This window comes from Bryocella sp. (assembly GCF_058498515.1).
Window position 1 is genome coordinate 55,286 of the sequence record NZ_JBMHYI010000020.1, and the last position, 14,692, is coordinate 69,977.

Annotated in this window: 13 protein-coding genes; 7 read left to right on the forward strand and 6 right to left on the reverse strand. The window is 61.7% G+C overall.

Annotated elements, in window-relative coordinates; genetic code table 11:
* Positions 1–586 precede the first annotated feature (586 nt).
* Positions 587–4,456 carry an Rne/Rng family ribonuclease gene (locus AC5E6W_RS05705; RefSeq protein ID WP_491751300.1) on the forward strand — a complete coding sequence of 1,290 codons (3,870 nt, stop codon included), beginning with the start codon at positions 587–589 and terminating at the stop codon, positions 4,454–4,456.
* A 180-nt stretch (positions 4,457–4,636) separates the two neighbouring features.
* Entirely contained in the window at positions 4,637–5,680 is a 1,044-nt protein-coding gene (locus tag AC5E6W_RS05710; RefSeq protein ID WP_491751301.1) for a hypothetical protein, read from the forward strand.
* Positions 5,681–5,860: 180 nt separating this feature from the next.
* On the opposite strand, the gene AC5E6W_RS05715 is transcribed toward AC5E6W_RS05710, so the two are convergent.
* From AC5E6W_RS05715 to AC5E6W_RS05735, 5 genes are read right to left on the reverse strand one after another with little or no spacing between them, the layout of a single operon-like run.
* Positions 5,861–7,528, reverse strand: coding sequence for a cellulose synthase family protein (locus tag AC5E6W_RS05715; RefSeq protein WP_491751302.1), 1,668 nt, complete (start codon positions 7,526–7,528; stop codon positions 5,861–5,863).
* A gap of 5 nt (positions 7,529–7,533) precedes the next feature.
* A complete protein-coding gene (locus AC5E6W_RS05720) occupies positions 7,534–7,929 on the reverse strand; it encodes a hypothetical protein (protein ID WP_491751303.1) in 396 nt (131 codons plus the stop codon).
* Entirely contained in the window at positions 7,926–8,150 is a 225-nt protein-coding gene (locus AC5E6W_RS05725) for a hypothetical protein (RefSeq protein WP_491751304.1), read from the reverse strand. The genes AC5E6W_RS05720 and AC5E6W_RS05725 overlap by 4 nt, the downstream gene beginning before the upstream one ends.
* A 27-nt stretch (positions 8,151–8,177) precedes the next feature.
* Entirely contained in the window at positions 8,178–9,068 is an 891-nt protein-coding gene (locus AC5E6W_RS05730; RefSeq protein ID WP_491751305.1) for a radical SAM protein, read from the reverse strand.
* Positions 9,069–9,099: 31 nt separating this feature from the next.
* The gene (locus AC5E6W_RS05735; protein ID WP_491751306.1) at positions 9,100–9,591 is read right to left on the reverse strand and encodes a vitamin K epoxide reductase family protein; all 492 of its coding nucleotides are present in this window, start codon (positions 9,589–9,591) and stop codon (positions 9,100–9,102) included.
* 59 nt (positions 9,592–9,650) lie between these two features.
* On the opposite strand from AC5E6W_RS05735, the gene AC5E6W_RS05740 reads away from it, so the two are divergent.
* From AC5E6W_RS05740 to AC5E6W_RS05750, 3 genes are all read left to right on the forward strand, one after another.
* Complete coding sequence (locus AC5E6W_RS05740) at positions 9,651–10,577, forward strand: metallophosphoesterase family protein (protein ID WP_491751307.1); 927 nt, start codon at positions 9,651–9,653, stop codon at positions 10,575–10,577.
* Between the two features lie 116 nt (positions 10,578–10,693).
* Positions 10,694–11,653 (forward strand): hypothetical protein, encoded by a 960-nt coding sequence (locus AC5E6W_RS05745; RefSeq protein WP_491751308.1) that lies wholly within the window; start codon positions 10,694–10,696, stop codon positions 11,651–11,653.
* A gap of 27 nt (positions 11,654–11,680) precedes the next feature.
* The gene (locus AC5E6W_RS05750; RefSeq protein WP_491751309.1) at positions 11,681–11,983 is read left to right on the forward strand and encodes a hypothetical protein; all 303 of its coding nucleotides are present in this window, start codon (positions 11,681–11,683) and stop codon (positions 11,981–11,983) included.
* 82 nt (positions 11,984–12,065) lie between these two features.
* Here AC5E6W_RS05750 and AC5E6W_RS05755 read toward each other — a convergent pair whose 3' ends face one another.
* The gene (locus tag AC5E6W_RS05755; RefSeq protein WP_491751310.1) at positions 12,066–12,878 is read right to left on the reverse strand and encodes a DNA-methyltransferase; all 813 of its coding nucleotides are present in this window, start codon (positions 12,876–12,878) and stop codon (positions 12,066–12,068) included.
* Between the two features lie 123 nt (positions 12,879–13,001).
* Between AC5E6W_RS05755 and AC5E6W_RS05760 the strand changes: the two genes are divergently transcribed.
* The gene (locus AC5E6W_RS05760) at positions 13,002–13,787 is read left to right on the forward strand and encodes a PP2C family protein-serine/threonine phosphatase (RefSeq protein WP_491751311.1); all 786 of its coding nucleotides are present in this window, start codon (positions 13,002–13,004) and stop codon (positions 13,785–13,787) included.
* A gap of 18 nt (positions 13,788–13,805) precedes the next feature.
* Complete coding sequence (locus tag AC5E6W_RS05765) at positions 13,806–14,651, forward strand: 3-hydroxyacyl-CoA dehydrogenase NAD-binding domain-containing protein (RefSeq protein WP_491751312.1); 846 nt, start codon at positions 13,806–13,808, stop codon at positions 14,649–14,651.
* The last annotated feature ends 41 nt before the right edge of the window (positions 14,652–14,692 follow it).

Below are 14,692 nucleotides of genomic sequence, written 5' to 3' on the forward strand. Positions count from 1 at the left end.
AGGGAAGCCCGCCCTGCAGTTGGGGTAGGCTGGTGCATACTATAGCAAGAGACTGGTCGGCCAGATGCCGATTGGAGCACGTCCCCGCACCGTTTGAGCGCCAGGCGCTACCGGGCGGCAACGAGTCAGGTTCTTCAAGTTTTTGCTGTATCGAACGTTTGTCGTTTACCAGATTTTCGAATCTACAGATAAGGCCGGCCAGGCATGAGTTCGACTCCGAAGGCCGGACAGGATTGGGAATGAACACATACGGAAGGCAAACGGCCCCGCCTCTGACAGAGGTTGTCTCGGTCACCTTCCGCGTTTGGGTTCAAGAGTTTGAAGCAAGACCCCGTGGCACCGATGTCTCCTGTAAATCCCCCCGTCTGAACTCTCATCCGATGAGAGGCTCAGGCGCCCGGGCCGAAGTGTATTCCCGCTTCGCGACAGAGTTCGAAGCCGCAGCTTCCACATCCCGCATCCCGTCCGTGTTTTTGGTGGGCAGCACCTAGAGAACGATCTCGCATCGCTGGGACAGCCCCCGAACTTTCGCCGTGTCTGCCCGCCGCGCGCTCCAAGGAGCCCGGCAGAAAGAGCAGAACAAAGCATGTCGAAAGAAATTTATATCTCTTCTACGCCGCATGAGACGCGGCTTGCCATTGTCGAAAACGACGCACTCGCGGAGATTTACTACGAGCGCGAGAACGAATACACGCTGGCCGGTTCGATTTATAACGGCCGCGTGACGCGCGTGCTTCCGGGCATGCAGTCTTCGTTCGTGGATATCGGCCTCGAGCGCGATGCGTTCCTCTACATCACAGACTTTATGGAAGAGGCCGGTGATACGGCCGACTTCGAAGCCAGCGCCAACTCTGGCGATGCCGGACGTCCACGCAACGCAAATAACGATCGCGGTGCGGAACGCAATGGACGGGGTGATCGCGGAGGCCGCGAGGCTCAGCCGCGTTTGGCCGAGCCCAGCGATTCGGATCTTTTTGTGCAGGCAGTCTCCGGGCTCGATCCTTCGCGGCCGGTGATTGAGGGCGAGCGCCCGGAGCGGACCGATCGCGGAGATCGCGATCGTGGCCGCCGGGGTGGGCGCAATCGCGGAAATCGCGGGGGAAATCGCGATGCCAAGCCGGACGACGTGCGTACACCACGCGCAGAGGTTGAGCGTGCGCCGATTGCTGAAGCGGCAGCTCCGATTGCTGGCAATATCTCGATTCCGGACAGCCATGATGAAGTAGGCGAGGGCCTGCCCGGAGCCGATGGCAGCCGTCGCTGGCGCGGACGTCGCGGACGCCGCGGTAATCGCGGGACGCGGCCCGAGGGTGCGGTGCTGGTTGCGAATGAGAATTCGGCCACCGGGCCGGTGGCCGATGCGTATGCCTCGGAGCCGGTGGAGTTTGAGCCGGGAGCCAACGAGTTGGATGAGTCGATCTTCGAGGCAGCGGCGACCTTGCCGACGGTCTCCGAGCAGGCGGCCTTCCAGGAGCGTATCCCCTCTGCGGATCGCGGGGATCGTGGGCCACGGAGTGATCGTGGCGACCGCGGTGGGCGTGGAGACAGGAACGATCGTGGAGATCGCGGGCGTCGTGATCGTGGGCCGGCGGGTGCGCCCCGTGTGCCGCGCGGTTTTGCGCCTTCGACCAGCCTCTACAAGGTCGATAAGGACGAGACACAGTACGGCGTCGAGCCGGAGATGGAGGCGCCGCTCGAGCCTGTGATTCTACCGGGTGAGTCGCTTTCAAAGTACCGTGCTTCGAGCGAGGGGCAGGCTGCGGAAACGCCGGCTGCGCCCGCTGCAGCCCCGGTTTCAGAGTTTGTCGCCGAGGGTTGGGATGGCGGACTTGTGTTGCCGGGTGAGACGTTGCGCCCGCGCACGGGTGCTCCGGCCCCCTACCGGAACGATGCGCCGCGCGAGTCGCGTGGTCGTGAAGGCCGCGGAGATCGCGACCGTGGTCGTGGAGATCGGGATCGCGGCCGGGGCGATCGCTCCGACCGTGGGCCGCGTCATGAGTTCAAGCAGACGCCGGATGTCCAGGTCACCGAGCCCGCTTCGGCTATGGAAGCCCCGGCCTATCTGAGCGATCCCGAGCATGCGGCAGCCAGTCATTCGGTCACGCCGATGAACTCGACGTTTGTTCCGCCGCCGCCGTTCCCGGTTGAGGCGCTTGAGGTTGTGGAAGCTCCGCCTATGGTCGACGAGCCGACTTTTGCGGCAGGACCTTCGGTCGAGACGCCCGAGGTGATCCCGGCGGTCGAGGTGCCGGTGTTGGAGTATGAGCCGGAAGAGGCTTCGGCCTCGTACCGCGTCGACCCGGTGCCGCCGCGCGAGTTCCGCCAGTCCGCCCCAGTGCTTGACGAACCGGCTATTCAAGAAACTGCTGAGTTGCGGCCGGAGCCGGAGTTTGTTCCCGCGGTCGAGGTTCCGGTCGAACTGGTGCACGAGTTGCACCACGAGGCCCATTCCGAGCCTGCCGTCGAGATGCACGAGATGACCTCGATCTCCGACACCGGCAACATGCACTCGGAGCCCGCTGCGGTGAGTGAGCGCGAGCTTCCGGCGTACGAACACGCTGAGCCAAGCTCGCCGATCGAACATGAAGCGGTTGTCGTAGACGGGATTGCTCCCGCCCCTGTACCAATGATGCCCGCTGCACCTTCCTTCGAGCCAGGTTCCGGTCTGCTCGAGGAAGAGGTGCTCGAGGAGGACGACGATGCCGGTGTGATTCATGCGATTGATGCCCACTCGGCTGCGGAGTTCGAGCAGCAGGAGCAGGAGACGCTGGAGAACGCGGCGGATCTCGGGACAATGATCCGCGAGATGTCGATCGACCAGCGCACGCGGACGGAGCCAGTTCTCGACGAGGAAGACGATGAGGAAGACTTCGAGGAGGACTTCCTCGAGGAAGACCAGGACTTCGAGTCGGAAGATGCGGACGAAGAAGAAGCGGGCGATGAAGTCGGCTTTGGTGAGATCGGCAACGAGTCCGAGCTCGAGAATGGCGAGTTGGGCGAGCCGGGCGGCGTGTTTGAGGATGCGTTGCCTCGCGAGGTAGCGGAGGGCTCCGAGTCCACGAAGACGGCCGGCCGCGAGCCGCGGCGTGAGGGTCGAGGCGACCGTGAGCGCGGGCGCGGGCGGGACTCGCGTCGTGACGGACGTGGCGGGCGCGATCGGCGACCAGCATCGGGCGAACGCAGCTCGAGTTCGGGCTCTACGGATCGCGGACGACATGACGGACGTGGACGGCAGTCGATGCAGGCAACGAACCTGCCTGCTATCTCCGACTTGTTGAAGCCTGGGCAGGAGATCCTGGTGCAGATCGCCAAGGAGCCAATCGCCAAGAAGGGCGCGCGCATCACGTCGCACATCGCCCTTCCCGGACGCTTCCTGGTGTTTATGCCGACGGTCTCGCACACCGGGGTCTCGCGCAAGATCGAGTCTGACGGCGAGCGCCGCCGGTTGAAGGAGATTCTGCTCTCCGAAAAGGGCGATGCGCAGGGCGGATTCATCGTGCGTACGGCGGCTGCCGGCGCGAGCGAAGAGGAACTCCGTTCCGACCTCCGCTTCCTGCTCAACCTTTGGGCGGATATCAAGACGCGGTCGGAGTCGTCGAAGTCGCCGGCCCTGATCTACCACGATCTCAACCTGATTGAGCGCGTGCTGCGTGACCAGGTTACCGATACCTTCTCGGCCATCTGGGTCGATACGGAGACCGAGTATGAGCGCGTGTTGCGCTTCCTGCAGCGCTTCCAGCCGAGCTTGATTCGGCGGGTGAAGCTCTACACGAAGGAGACGCCGCTCTTCGAGCAGTTCGGCATCACCGAAGAGATCAACAAGGCACTGCGGTCGAAGGTGTGGCTGAAGTCGGGTGGATCGATTGTGATCAACCAGACCGAGGCGCTGGTCGCGATCGATATCAACACCGGCAAGTATGTCGGCAAGACCGCGCGGCTTGAAGACACGATCGTCAAGACGAACCTCGATGCGATCCCCGAGATCGTGCGGCAGATTCGTCTGCGCGACCTCGGCGGCATCATCATCATCGACTTCATCGACATGGATGAGCGCAAGAATCGCAACAAGGTGATGATGGCGCTCGAAGATGAGCTGAAGCTTGATCGCGCGCCGTCGAAGGTGCTGCAGTTCAACGACTTCGGCCTGGTCGCGATTACGCGCAAGCGGGTGAAGCAGTCGCTTGAGCGCACGCTTTCGACCACCTGCGGCGTCTGCCAGGGTACGGGCATGGTCAAGTCGCCGGTAACGGTGTGCAACGATATCTACGTCGAGATGCGGAAGATGTCGAAGCACATGGACCGCGGCGATGTGATGCTGCGTGTGCATCCGGATGTCGTCAAGCAGTTGAAGGCGCCGAGCACCCACTGGCTGCAGGAGATGGAAGAGATGTGCGGCAAGACAATCCTGGTGAAGAGCGACCCGAGTTTGCATCCGGAGCAGTTCGATATTCACTAGAGCGCTGGTCGTCTGATGTATGTTGTGGAGGTGTAAGAAAGGCCAGGCCCCGGAGCGATCCGGGGCCTGGCTTTTGGTGAATACTAGACCTGTGACAAAGTTTCAGCGTCCTACCGCAACAAGAGTCTTTTCGCCGGGTTAACCGTCAGAAGATGCAGCACTTTCAGGGAGTTCCAAAAGATGCCAAGCTTTAATTTTGATTCGTTTCGCCCCTCCTCTTTCATGTTTCGCGGCGCCGCCCTGGCGGCTGTTGCCGGCGCTCTGACACTGGGAGCGCACGCCCAACAGGTCGTGCAGCCGACGACCGCCGTTGCGGCCCCCGCGCCTTTGCTCGCCGGGCTCACCTCGCGTCCGATGGATCTTGCGTCGCTGGCCGGTGTCGACTATAGCTCTTCGTCCGATTCGCTTTCGCCGGAAGACGCGACCGCTGCGGATCCCGCGTCACTGACCTTCCCGGGCCTCGACCCGGCGATGCAGCCGCCTCCTCGCCGCCGTTACGGGCGTCCGCGGTACAACGACAGCTCGCACAACTCGGATGGGTCGAGCAAGTGGGCATTCGAGGCGGGTGTCGGGTTGACGCTGCCGACAGGTGATACGTACCACTATTTCAATACGAGCTATGGCTTCTCGGTTGGTGGCGGTCGTCGTTTCAACAAGCACTTCGCTGTTTTGCTTCAGTTTGACTACGATCACTTCGGCATCAACGGACGGACCCTGGATAACCAGTTGAGCCTCTATAACGATGGCTGCTCCGGGGCGGCGGGAAATTGCCTCGGCTCGCTCGATGGAAGCAACCACGTGTGGTCGTTCACGATTGATCCCCAGTACACGTTCATCCAGGGCGACAAGGTGGGAGCCTATGTGGTTGGCGGCGTAGGTTTTTACCACAAGGTGACGAACTTCACGACGCCTGAGACGGGCGAGGTCTGCTACTACTTCTGCGAGGAGGTCGAGGAGAACGCTGTCATTGACCATTACTCGTCGAATGCACCGGGGTTCAACGGCGGCTTCGGGCTGACGTACAAGTTCTCGCGCTTTGCCGACGAGAGGTTCTTCGCCGAAGCGCGTTACGTCTTCGTCGCAAACTCACAGCGCTACGGTTACGTGTATGACCCCACGACCGGAGTGGTCTCCGGGCCTGCGAATGCAGATCCGAATAACGCCTTCCCTGCGAACAGCAACCGAACCACCTACATTCCGATCAAGGTCGGCATTCAGTTCTAACATTAGCAAGTTGCAGAATAGAAGGCCCGGCGTCACTGCCGGGCCTCTTCTTTGCGGATCAAGCGTTCCAGGGTTTGGTGACCGGGAGTGCAGACTGCGAGGAATGGCGTCGTGTCGCAGGGGGCCACAGCTTAGCCGCGACCAACTCCTCAGGCCCCTGTGACGCCAGCCCTGCAGAGCCTAGACGCCGACCGGGTAGGGCTTTTCGTGGGGTTCGGCTGTGGGTTTGAAGCGGTCGAAGCGTCCCTGAAAGAGGCTGAGCAGGCCGGTGTACCAGTAGCCGAAGACGAACAGCAGCAGAAACGGGACAGTAAAGTAGTTCTCCGTGCTGCAGGCGTACCAGACCGTGAAGGCAAAGTAGCTGCCGATGGCGAGCTCGATGATGGGGATGAAGCCCAGGCGCTTGCGGTACTTAGTCGCCTGGCTTTTCTCGCCCTTCTTCTTGACGGCAAACTTCGGGGTGCGCGCGAAGGCCGACTTGATGCCGAAGAGGGCTTCCATCACGGCTTTGGTGTTGGTGACGGTCAGGCCGACACCGAGCGCCATCAGGCACGGCAGGTAGATGAACGTCCTGTACCAGCGACGCGGGTAGAGCTCCTTCTGGCTGACCAGGTAGAAGGACGAGACCGACATGGTGCTCGCCATGAAAAGCGGGAAATCGATCAGCATCATCTGGATCCAGCCCTGGTAGCTGCGGATGATCATCGCAGGCAGGAGGAGGGTCGAGAGCACGATCATCAGCGGATAGCTGAGATTGGCGGTGAGGTGGTACCAGGCCTCGAGCTTGGTGTGGAAGGGCGCATCGGACTTAAGAATGCGCGGCAGGATCTTCTTGCCGGTCTGTACGAGGCCTTTGGCCCAGCGTGCCTGCTGGGTTTTGAAGGCGGTCATCTCGATGGGAAGCTCCGCCGGGCACTCGACATCCTGAAGATACTTGAACTTCCAGCCGATAAGCTGCGCGCGGTAGCTGAGGTCGGTGTCTTCGGTGAGGGTATCGTGCTGCCAGCCGCCGGCTTCGGCGATGATCTTGCGCCGCCACATTCCGGCTGTGCCGTTGAAGTTGAAGAAGACGCCGGCTCGGCTGCGTCCGCCGTGTTCGAGCACGAAGTGCCCGTCGAGCAGGATGGCTTCGACCTGGGTGAGGAAGCTGTAGTTGCGATTCAGGTGGGTCCAGCGGGTTTGGACCATGCCGATGCCGGGCTCGGCGAAGTGGTGGATGACCTTCATGATCCACTCGCGCGGGGGGACGAAGTCGGCGTCGAAGATGGCAACAAACTCTCCGCGCGCGGTGTTGAGGCCGGCATCGAGAGCACCGGCCTTGAAGCCGTAGCGGTTTTCACGGTGAATATAGATAATCGGCTGCGGGTCCATGCCGGAGAAGCCGTTGGCGTAGCGGGCGACGATCTGCTCGGCTACCTGTGTGGTCTCGTCGGTGGAGTCGTCGAGAACCTGGATCTCGAAGCGGTCGCGTGGATAGTCGAGCCGGCAGCAGGCGTCGATCAGGCGGCCGATAACGAACTGCTCGTTATAGATTGGGAGCTGGATGGTGACGAAGGGGAGTTCGCCCTCGGCAAAGCGCGCGGGCGATTCACTCCACTTGGCGGCGTTCTTCTTGTTGCGGTAGTAGAGCCAGACGAGTTGGTAGCGATGGATCCCGTAAAACGCGAGGATGACCATCACGATGAAGTAAGGGGTGAGCAGCCAGTAGTCGAAGGCGGTGAGCTGATAAAGATGCTCGAAGGTCTTGTCGGCGTAGTGGGAGCGCCAGTAGTGGCCCAGGCCCTTGGGGGCGAGGAGCAGCAACGCCAGACCGGCGAGGCTGTTGAAGGTTGTCGTCGGCAAAATCATGCGTATTAGTCCCACGGAGAGTGGGCAGGGTACCTTTCTCGGAAGGTCTCAGGGAGTCCGATGAGGACTCCATGTACCTGCTTGCCATAGTAGATGGCAAAGTGGCGCTTGTCGCCGGTGATGAGGATGTCAGCTTTCGCAGCGATGGCTGAGGCTTGGATAGGTTGGTCTTTCGCGGGGAGCTCGACGATTGATTCGATGACCGCTTGCGGCGCTTCGGATACGAGATGAATGACGTAGATCAACTGCCACAGGTTCCTGCTCACTTCACCGATGGAGTCCTGGGACGTCAGAATCTCTACTCCGGGTAAGGTCCATAGGGCCTCGAAGCGATTGGGGCGCTTTCTCGCAGCAGAAAATAGGACGTTCGAGTCGACGAAGGCGCGCAGAGGGGCGGTCACGAAGTTTGCTTGGCGCGGATGGTCTGGAGGTGAAGCTCTGAATGCCTCCAAGGTCTGTCACCGATGACGACGTGAGCGGGATTCAGGGAGGTGGGGTGTATCCCCATTGCAAGGACCTCCGCGAAGGCTTCGCGGTAATCCTCTTCGCCCATCGCATGGTTCAAAAGGAACTCCGCAATCGTCTTGTTGGACCAGATCTCGGGTTCGGGTAGCGTGTTCATCGACTGGACCATCCCTTTAAGGTAAGCCTAGTTCAGAAACAGGGTGCGGTAAAGGGTGTCGCGCTGCGCGGGGCGGAAGCCGGCGTCGCGGATGATGCGGCGAACCTCCTCCTCCGACGCATCCTGCGAGTGCTTGGAGACGGCGATCGGGTAGACGGAGCCGGCATCGTTGCCGCCGAAGCGGAGGCTCATCTGCAGCACCTTGAGTCCCTGGTGGTGCGCGCTGGTCTGGATGTGCGGGATGTTCTCGAGAACCATGCGGCAGATGGCGAGCGTCTTGAGGTACTCGACGGCGGTTGGATCGTCGAGATCGCGACCTGTGGCCGACGGTGCGGAAGTCAGGGTGAAGGCGAGAAAGCCATTGGTCTCCGACTGGAGAGTGCGGAGAGCTTCGAGGAAGGCGACGCGCTGCGGCATGGATTCGCCGGAGCCAAAGAACATTCCGGCGGTAGTAAGGATGCCGGCGTTGTGGGCCGCACGGTGGACGGCGAGCCAGGCCGCCGAGTCCGTGGGCAGAGCGCCGGTGCCGGGGAGGATATCGAGGCCGGCGGTCTCGAGGCGTGCGAGGACGTCCTCCGCGGTCGAGTTGGCGCTCTGGGCGAGGGTCAGGATCTCGGCAGCGGAGAGCGCCTGGATGCGGAGCGAGGGGTTGGCCTGGCGTATGGAAACAATCACGGACTCGAGCTCTGAGAGGTCAAGGTACACCGGCGTGCGCAGGATGATGCCGGTCGCTCCACCCTCCGCGGCGGCTTCAACCTGGGGCAGCATGGGCGCGGCGGGGTCGATGAGGGCATCGACGGTATAGGTGACCACGGACTCAGGGTGAAGGCGCCGGCGGACGGAGTCGGCCTCCATGCCGATGCCGATGAGGTCGTCGGAGGCGAAGCAGTCGAGAGCTTGTTCGGGGCTGATGGGCATGTTCTTCCTTAGATACAACTACAAGTGCGTCCTAGCGCCGGACCGGCGCCACTTCGTGGAGTGGGAGCGCTGCGCGCCGGTGGAGGATGAGGGCGGCGAAGGTTGCCAGGACGATCGCGGTCACGATGCCCTGGGACCAGAGACAGTAGATGCACCATTTTTCGATGACAAAGGCTTCCAGATAGGTGAGGAAACAGGCTGCGCCGAAACCGATCTCCGCCAGTTGCAGCAGGAGCCACCAGCGGCCAAAGGCTGCGGCAAGAAACATCGCCGCATAGCCGACGATCCCGATGGTCGCGACCGGAATGTGCAGCTTGTGGCTGGTGGCATCTTCGTCAAAGGTCTTGGGCGGGAAGACGGCGAAGCGCGAATGGTTGACGGCTCCGCAGTCGAAGTGGTCGTCAACCGCGCAGGGAGGAGCCTCGCCCGGCGCCATGTTGTGGACGTGCAGGGCAAGTACGCTGACGGTCATGCCGGCAAGGGTGAGCGCGGCGATGAGGAAGCGGAAGATCGTGTTGCGCATAATTTGATTTTATCCGGGGCTGTAACGACTGTTTTGTTCCGACGAATTAGGATGGCGAGATGAGCGGGATGAATCGGCGCGGTTTTCTTTCGATGATGGGTGGTACGGCGGCTGCAGCGGCTCTGCCGTGGGGTGATCGTGCGTTTGGTGCAGGGCCGGCTAACGAGTTCAGCTTCATCTTTCTGACGGATTGCCACGAACAGCCGGAACTGGAAGGTGTCCACGGCACCGACCTTGCGATGCAGGAGGCTCGAAAGATCAAGGCCGACTTCGCGATCCAGGGTGGAGACCATGTCTTCGACGCATTGGGGGTGTCGAAGGATAGGGCCACACAGCTATTCGATCAGTACGGCAAGACGGAGCAGGATCTCGGTCTGAAGGTGCACCATACGATTGGCAACCATGACTGCTTCGGCGTCTACACCGCGAGCGGCGTGCCGACCACCGACCCCGCGTATGGCAAGAAGATGTACGCGGATCGCTTCGGCCCGACCTACTACTCGTTCGAGCACAAGGGCGTGCACTTCGTCATCCTGGATTCGATCGGAATTACCCCGGATCGCTTCTACGAGGCTCGGATGGACGACGATCAGCTTGCCTGGCTTGGCAAGGAGCTTGCCGGCGTTCCCACGGGGCAGCCGATCGTCGTCGTGACTCACATCCCGCTCGTGACGGCGCTGCCGAGCTACACCATCCCAACCCCGCAGGCTGCGCACGGAAACGGATTTGTGAACGGGCCGGCAGCGATTAAGCTCTTCGAAGGGCATAACGTCCTGGCAGTGCTGCAGGGGCATACCCACGTGAACGAAGAGGTGGTGTGGCACGGCGTGCCGTACCTGACCTCGGGAGCCGTCTGCGGCAACTGGTGGCATGGCATACGGATGGGGACGCCGGAGGGCTTTACGGTCGTGACGATCGCGGGCGGCAAGCTGTCGACGCGGTATGTGCCGACGGGGTTCAAGTCGGTCGCGCCGCAGAATACCTGACGGTGCGACTCAGGCGCTCGGGAATCTGGCCTGATGCGCGAAATGCTGCTTGACAGCAAGGGGATCGGCACGGATGATGGGTGGGCCATCCGAACAATCTTGTTGTGGAGCGAACCATGGGTCGTTGGGCGCGCCTTATTGTCTTCGCCGGAGTGGGAACGGCGCTCTGTGCTGGATCGACAGGGTGTCTTCGCGTTGCGCCAAAGATGCCGCAGTCGCTCTCTTCAGCGGCGCCCATCAATTACTCGGCGACGCAGTTCAATCAGGATGTGAAGGCGTACCAGGACGCAGTCGATGCGGGTTCGATGGATCTCGCAAAGACTAGGCGGAACCAGGTCGTCTTTCGCACAATGGCGCAGATTGACAATGCGTACGGCAAGTTTGAATTGCAGATGAGCATGCGGCGGGCAGGCGTGCAGACAGCCGGCGATGCGGCGAACCTCGGCCTGACGGCGGCAGCGACCATCGTTGGGGCCTCGGCAGTCAAAGACATTCTGACAGCGACCTCGACGGCTTTGCAGGGAACGCGGCTTTCGTATGACAAGAATTACTTCGAGCAGAAGACGACTGAGTCGCTGATCTCGCAGATGCGCGCCTCGCGCAAGACGCTGCAGGCGCAGATGCTGCTGAGCGCGGCTAACCGGGATGTGGCGAGCTATCCGCTGGAGTCGGCGTGGGGCGACCTGGTGAACTACTACTATGCCGGGACGCTTCCCTCGGCGCTGGTGGATATCGCGAGTAAGACTGGGAGCGCAGCGGTTGCGGCGGACGACAATCTGCAGATGGTGGTCGGAGAGTTGGCCGCAACCACGCCGGAGCAGGCAAGAAGTTCGGAGAGCAACCAGGCTGTGTACACAAGGCTGTCGAAGCAGCTTGCTTCGGGCGACACGGCGGCAGTAACCCAGGCGACGGAGACGTTGCAGAAGATCTTGACGGCAGCCCAAATCTCTTATGCATCGGGCGCTTCGCCGGCTGAGTTGCTGGCGGCGTACAAGCTCGCGATCATCGCGACCAGGAATGACAATGCGAAGCTGGCGGCTTTGACGGCGGCAGTTAAAACGGCAACTGCGCGCTAGAAGAGCGGCAATTTGGAGGATAGCGAGATGGCAGGAACGGTGACTGCGCCAGGAAGCCTGACGATGCAGGACCTGAGCAATTGGCTGAATCGATTGGAGTCAAGCTTTCAACAGGTGACGGTGCTGGATGCGGACCCGACCGAGGTTAGAAATCTTGTCACGTCGGTCAGCGTGGATGCCCAGATTGGAGTACTCAGCGTTGTACCGCGCGGCGCCCCTGGAGTGGGAACGAAGATCATGTCGCCGACGATCTATGTTTCCGGGGCGAAGACGCCAGTGGACGTCTACCGGGGTGATCTGGCGACAGAGGAGTTGGATAAAGGCGCTTAGGCGGCCGGGATGAACAAAGAGCTTCGCTCACAGCAGTTCTCTGTGAACCCTCTTGTCGGTCTGTTTTCTCTGTGATTTGCTTTCAGAGCGCGAGGCGCTTCTGCATGATGGCGATGGCTTCGGGGGATTGGTCGATGAGGGTATAGGTGCGTTCGTTGCGCGCCGCGGCGAGGCCGGCGGTGCCGGAGCCTGCGAAGAAGTCGAGCACGTGGTCGCCGGGGTTTGAGTGAACGCGGATGATCCGTTCGAGGACGCCGAGCGGCTTCTGCGTCGGGTAGCCGGTCTTTTCCTTGCCTGTAGGGGAGACGATTGTGTGCCACCAGACGTCGGTGGGGGTCTTGCCGCGCGCGGCCTTCGTGGCTCCCACCAGGCCGGGAGCCATGTAGGGGATGCGGTCGGTCGCGGTGAGGTTGAAGGTGTAGCGGGTGGGATGCTTGGTATACCAGAGGATGTTGTCGTGCTTGGCGGGCCAGCGTTTCGTGGCGCGGGCGCCGTAGTCGTAGGCCCAGATGATCTCGTTCTGGAAGCAGGCGCGGGTAAAGATCTTGTCGAGCAGCACCTTGCAGTAGTGAACCTCCCGCGGGTCGATATGGAAGAAGAGCGAGCCATGCGGGGCGAGGATGCGGTGGGCTTGTTTGAGGCGAGGCCTGAGGAAGGCGAGGAAGTCGTCGAAGTGGTCGGCGTACCGGGGCGCAAGTGACTCGCTGCGCTCGGTGCGATAGCGGTGCCCGCCGAAGCCTGTGCGGTCGCCCGCTTCGTCGCGGATCGTCTTGAGGCGGGGACGCGTCTGGGTCGTGCCGGTGTTGAAGGGTGGGTCGATGTAGATCAGGTCGGCAGATGCGGCGGGCAAGGTCTTCAAGATGGCCAGGTTGTCGCCGAGCAGGATACGGTTCATGGATGGAATCGTACCGGATTGACCAGACCGGGGTCTCGATTTCGCTACACTGAAGCGATGGGCATGTTTCGCCGAGCGGTAGGCGCCGTGTATCGTTCTCGGCAGCGCTCTGCGCAAACACCAATGAACTTCTATCCCTTTCGCTGCGCGATGTTGACCCACCCAGGCCGAGTTCGTAAGAACAACGAGGACGCCTGCGCCTCGTCGACGGAGCACGGAGCATTCGTGGTGTGCGACGGCATGGGCGGCGCGGCGGCCGGCGAGGTCGCGAGCCGAGTGGCGGCGCAGACGTTCCTGAAGGCTCTGGAGCCACCGAAGGATCAGGCGGCGCGGCGGCCCACGCCGGACGTCAGGCTGGACCTGGCGATTCACGCGGCGAATAAAGCGGTATTCGAGCATTCGCGTCAATCTCCGCAGCTGCATGGCATGGGCACGACGCTGGTGGGTTTGCTGCTCGAGGTCTCGCCTGCCACGGTGGAGCGGCCGTCATTGACGCTGGCGCATGTGGGAGACAGCCGCTGCTATCGGTATCGGTGCGGCTCGCTGCACCGGCTGACGAACGATCATAGCCTCGTCGAGGAACAGATGCGGTTGGGCGAGATCACGGCAGATGAGGCGGAGCATCACCCGATGCGAAACATCATCACGCGGGCCGTTGGGTCGCACGCGGTGGTGGAGCCGGAGATCTCACAACTGGAGCCACAGAGCGGGGATATCTACCTGCTGGCCTCGGATGGGCTGACGCGGGAGTTGAGCGAAGGACAGATTGCACAGGCGTTCTCGCGGGCCGTTTCGAAGGCTTCGGATGGCAGGGTGAATCTTGAGGCGTTGTCGAAGGTCCTGGTGAACGAAGCCAATGATGCGGGCGGCGGCGACAATATTACCGTGCTTTTGTTGCAGCTGCCGTAGAAGCAGCTTGGGGGATCGATGGAAAAGATGGTTGGGGTTGTGGGTGCGGGGACGATGGGGAATGGGATCGCCCATGTCTTTGCCAAGGCTGGTTTTGACGTGTGGATGGCGGACGTTTCGGCCGCGACCGGGCAAGCCGGCTTGGTAACGATCAAGGCAAACCTGGCGCGCGAGGTCAGCAAAGGGAAGCTGACCAACGAGGAGGCTGACGCGGCGTTGGGAAGAGTGAAGATCACGGCGTCGTTGGACGATCTGGGTGGGTGTGGGTTGGCCGTCGAGGCCGCGACCGAGAGGTTTGTGGTGAAGGCCGAGGTGTTTCGCCGGCTCGACGAGATCCTGCCGCCAGACGCATTGCTGGCCTCGAATACAAGCTCAATCTCGATTACGAAGCTTGCGGGGCTGACGAAGCGGCCAGGGCAGGTGATCGGGATGCATTTCTTCAATCCCGTGCCGGTGATGCGGCTGGTGGAGGTGATTCGCGGTCTGCAGACCAGCGACGAGACGTATGCGCGGGTGAAAGCAATGGCCGAGCAGGTGGGCAAGCTGCCGGTCGAGGTGAACGATGCGGCGGGTTTTGTATCAAACCGGGTGCTGATGCCGCTGATTAACGAGGCTTGTTACGCCGTGATGGAGGGCGTTGCGAACGCTGAGGCTGTAGATGTGATCTTCCGCGAAGGCATGGCGCATCCGATGGGGCCGCTGACGCTGGCTGACTTTATCGGCCTGGATGTATGCGTCGACATTATGCGCGTCCTGGTTGAGGGGCTGGGCTCTGCGAAGTACGCGCCTTGCCCTCTGCTGGTCAGGATGGTGGATGCGGGATGGTTGGGACGGAAGTCGGGCCGTGGTTTCTATAGGTACTAAGAGCAAATGCAGGACATCCTTGTCGCGGGCGGGGACCACTT

Bases quoted from the DNA above. Each gene is read 5' to 3' on its own strand.
- AC5E6W_RS05740 (WP_491751307.1), top strand. From the start codon at position 9,651: ATGAGCGGGATGAATCGGCGCGGTTTTCTTTCGATGATGGGTGGTACG.
- AC5E6W_RS05750 (WP_491751309.1), top strand. From the start codon at position 11,681: ATGGCAGGAACGGTGACTGCGCCAGGAAGCCTGACGATGCAGGACCTG.
- AC5E6W_RS05710 (WP_491751301.1), top strand. From the start codon at position 4,637: ATGCCAAGCTTTAATTTTGATTCGTTTCGCCCCTCCTCTTTCATGTTT.
- AC5E6W_RS05765 (WP_491751312.1), top strand. From the start codon at position 13,806: ATGGAAAAGATGGTTGGGGTTGTGGGTGCGGGGACGATGGGGAATGGG.
- AC5E6W_RS05705 (WP_491751300.1), top strand. From the start codon at position 587: ATGTCGAAAGAAATTTATATCTCTTCTACGCCGCATGAGACGCGGCTT.
- AC5E6W_RS05725 (WP_491751304.1), bottom strand. From the start codon at position 8,150: ATGAACACGCTACCCGAACCCGAGATCTGGTCCAACAAGACGATTGCG.
- AC5E6W_RS05735 (WP_491751306.1), bottom strand. From the start codon at position 9,591: ATGCGCAACACGATCTTCCGCTTCCTCATCGCCGCGCTCACCCTTGCC.
- AC5E6W_RS05745 (WP_491751308.1), top strand. From the start codon at position 10,694: ATGGGTCGTTGGGCGCGCCTTATTGTCTTCGCCGGAGTGGGAACGGCG.
- AC5E6W_RS05760 (WP_491751311.1), top strand. From the start codon at position 13,002: ATGAACTTCTATCCCTTTCGCTGCGCGATGTTGACCCACCCAGGCCGA.
- AC5E6W_RS05755 (WP_491751310.1), bottom strand. From the start codon at position 12,878: ATGAACCGTATCCTGCTCGGCGACAACCTGGCCATCTTGAAGACCTTG.
- AC5E6W_RS05730 (WP_491751305.1), bottom strand. From the start codon at position 9,068: ATGCCCATCAGCCCCGAACAAGCTCTCGACTGCTTCGCCTCCGACGAC.
- AC5E6W_RS05715 (WP_491751302.1), bottom strand. From the start codon at position 7,528: ATGATTTTGCCGACGACAACCTTCAACAGCCTCGCCGGTCTGGCGTTG.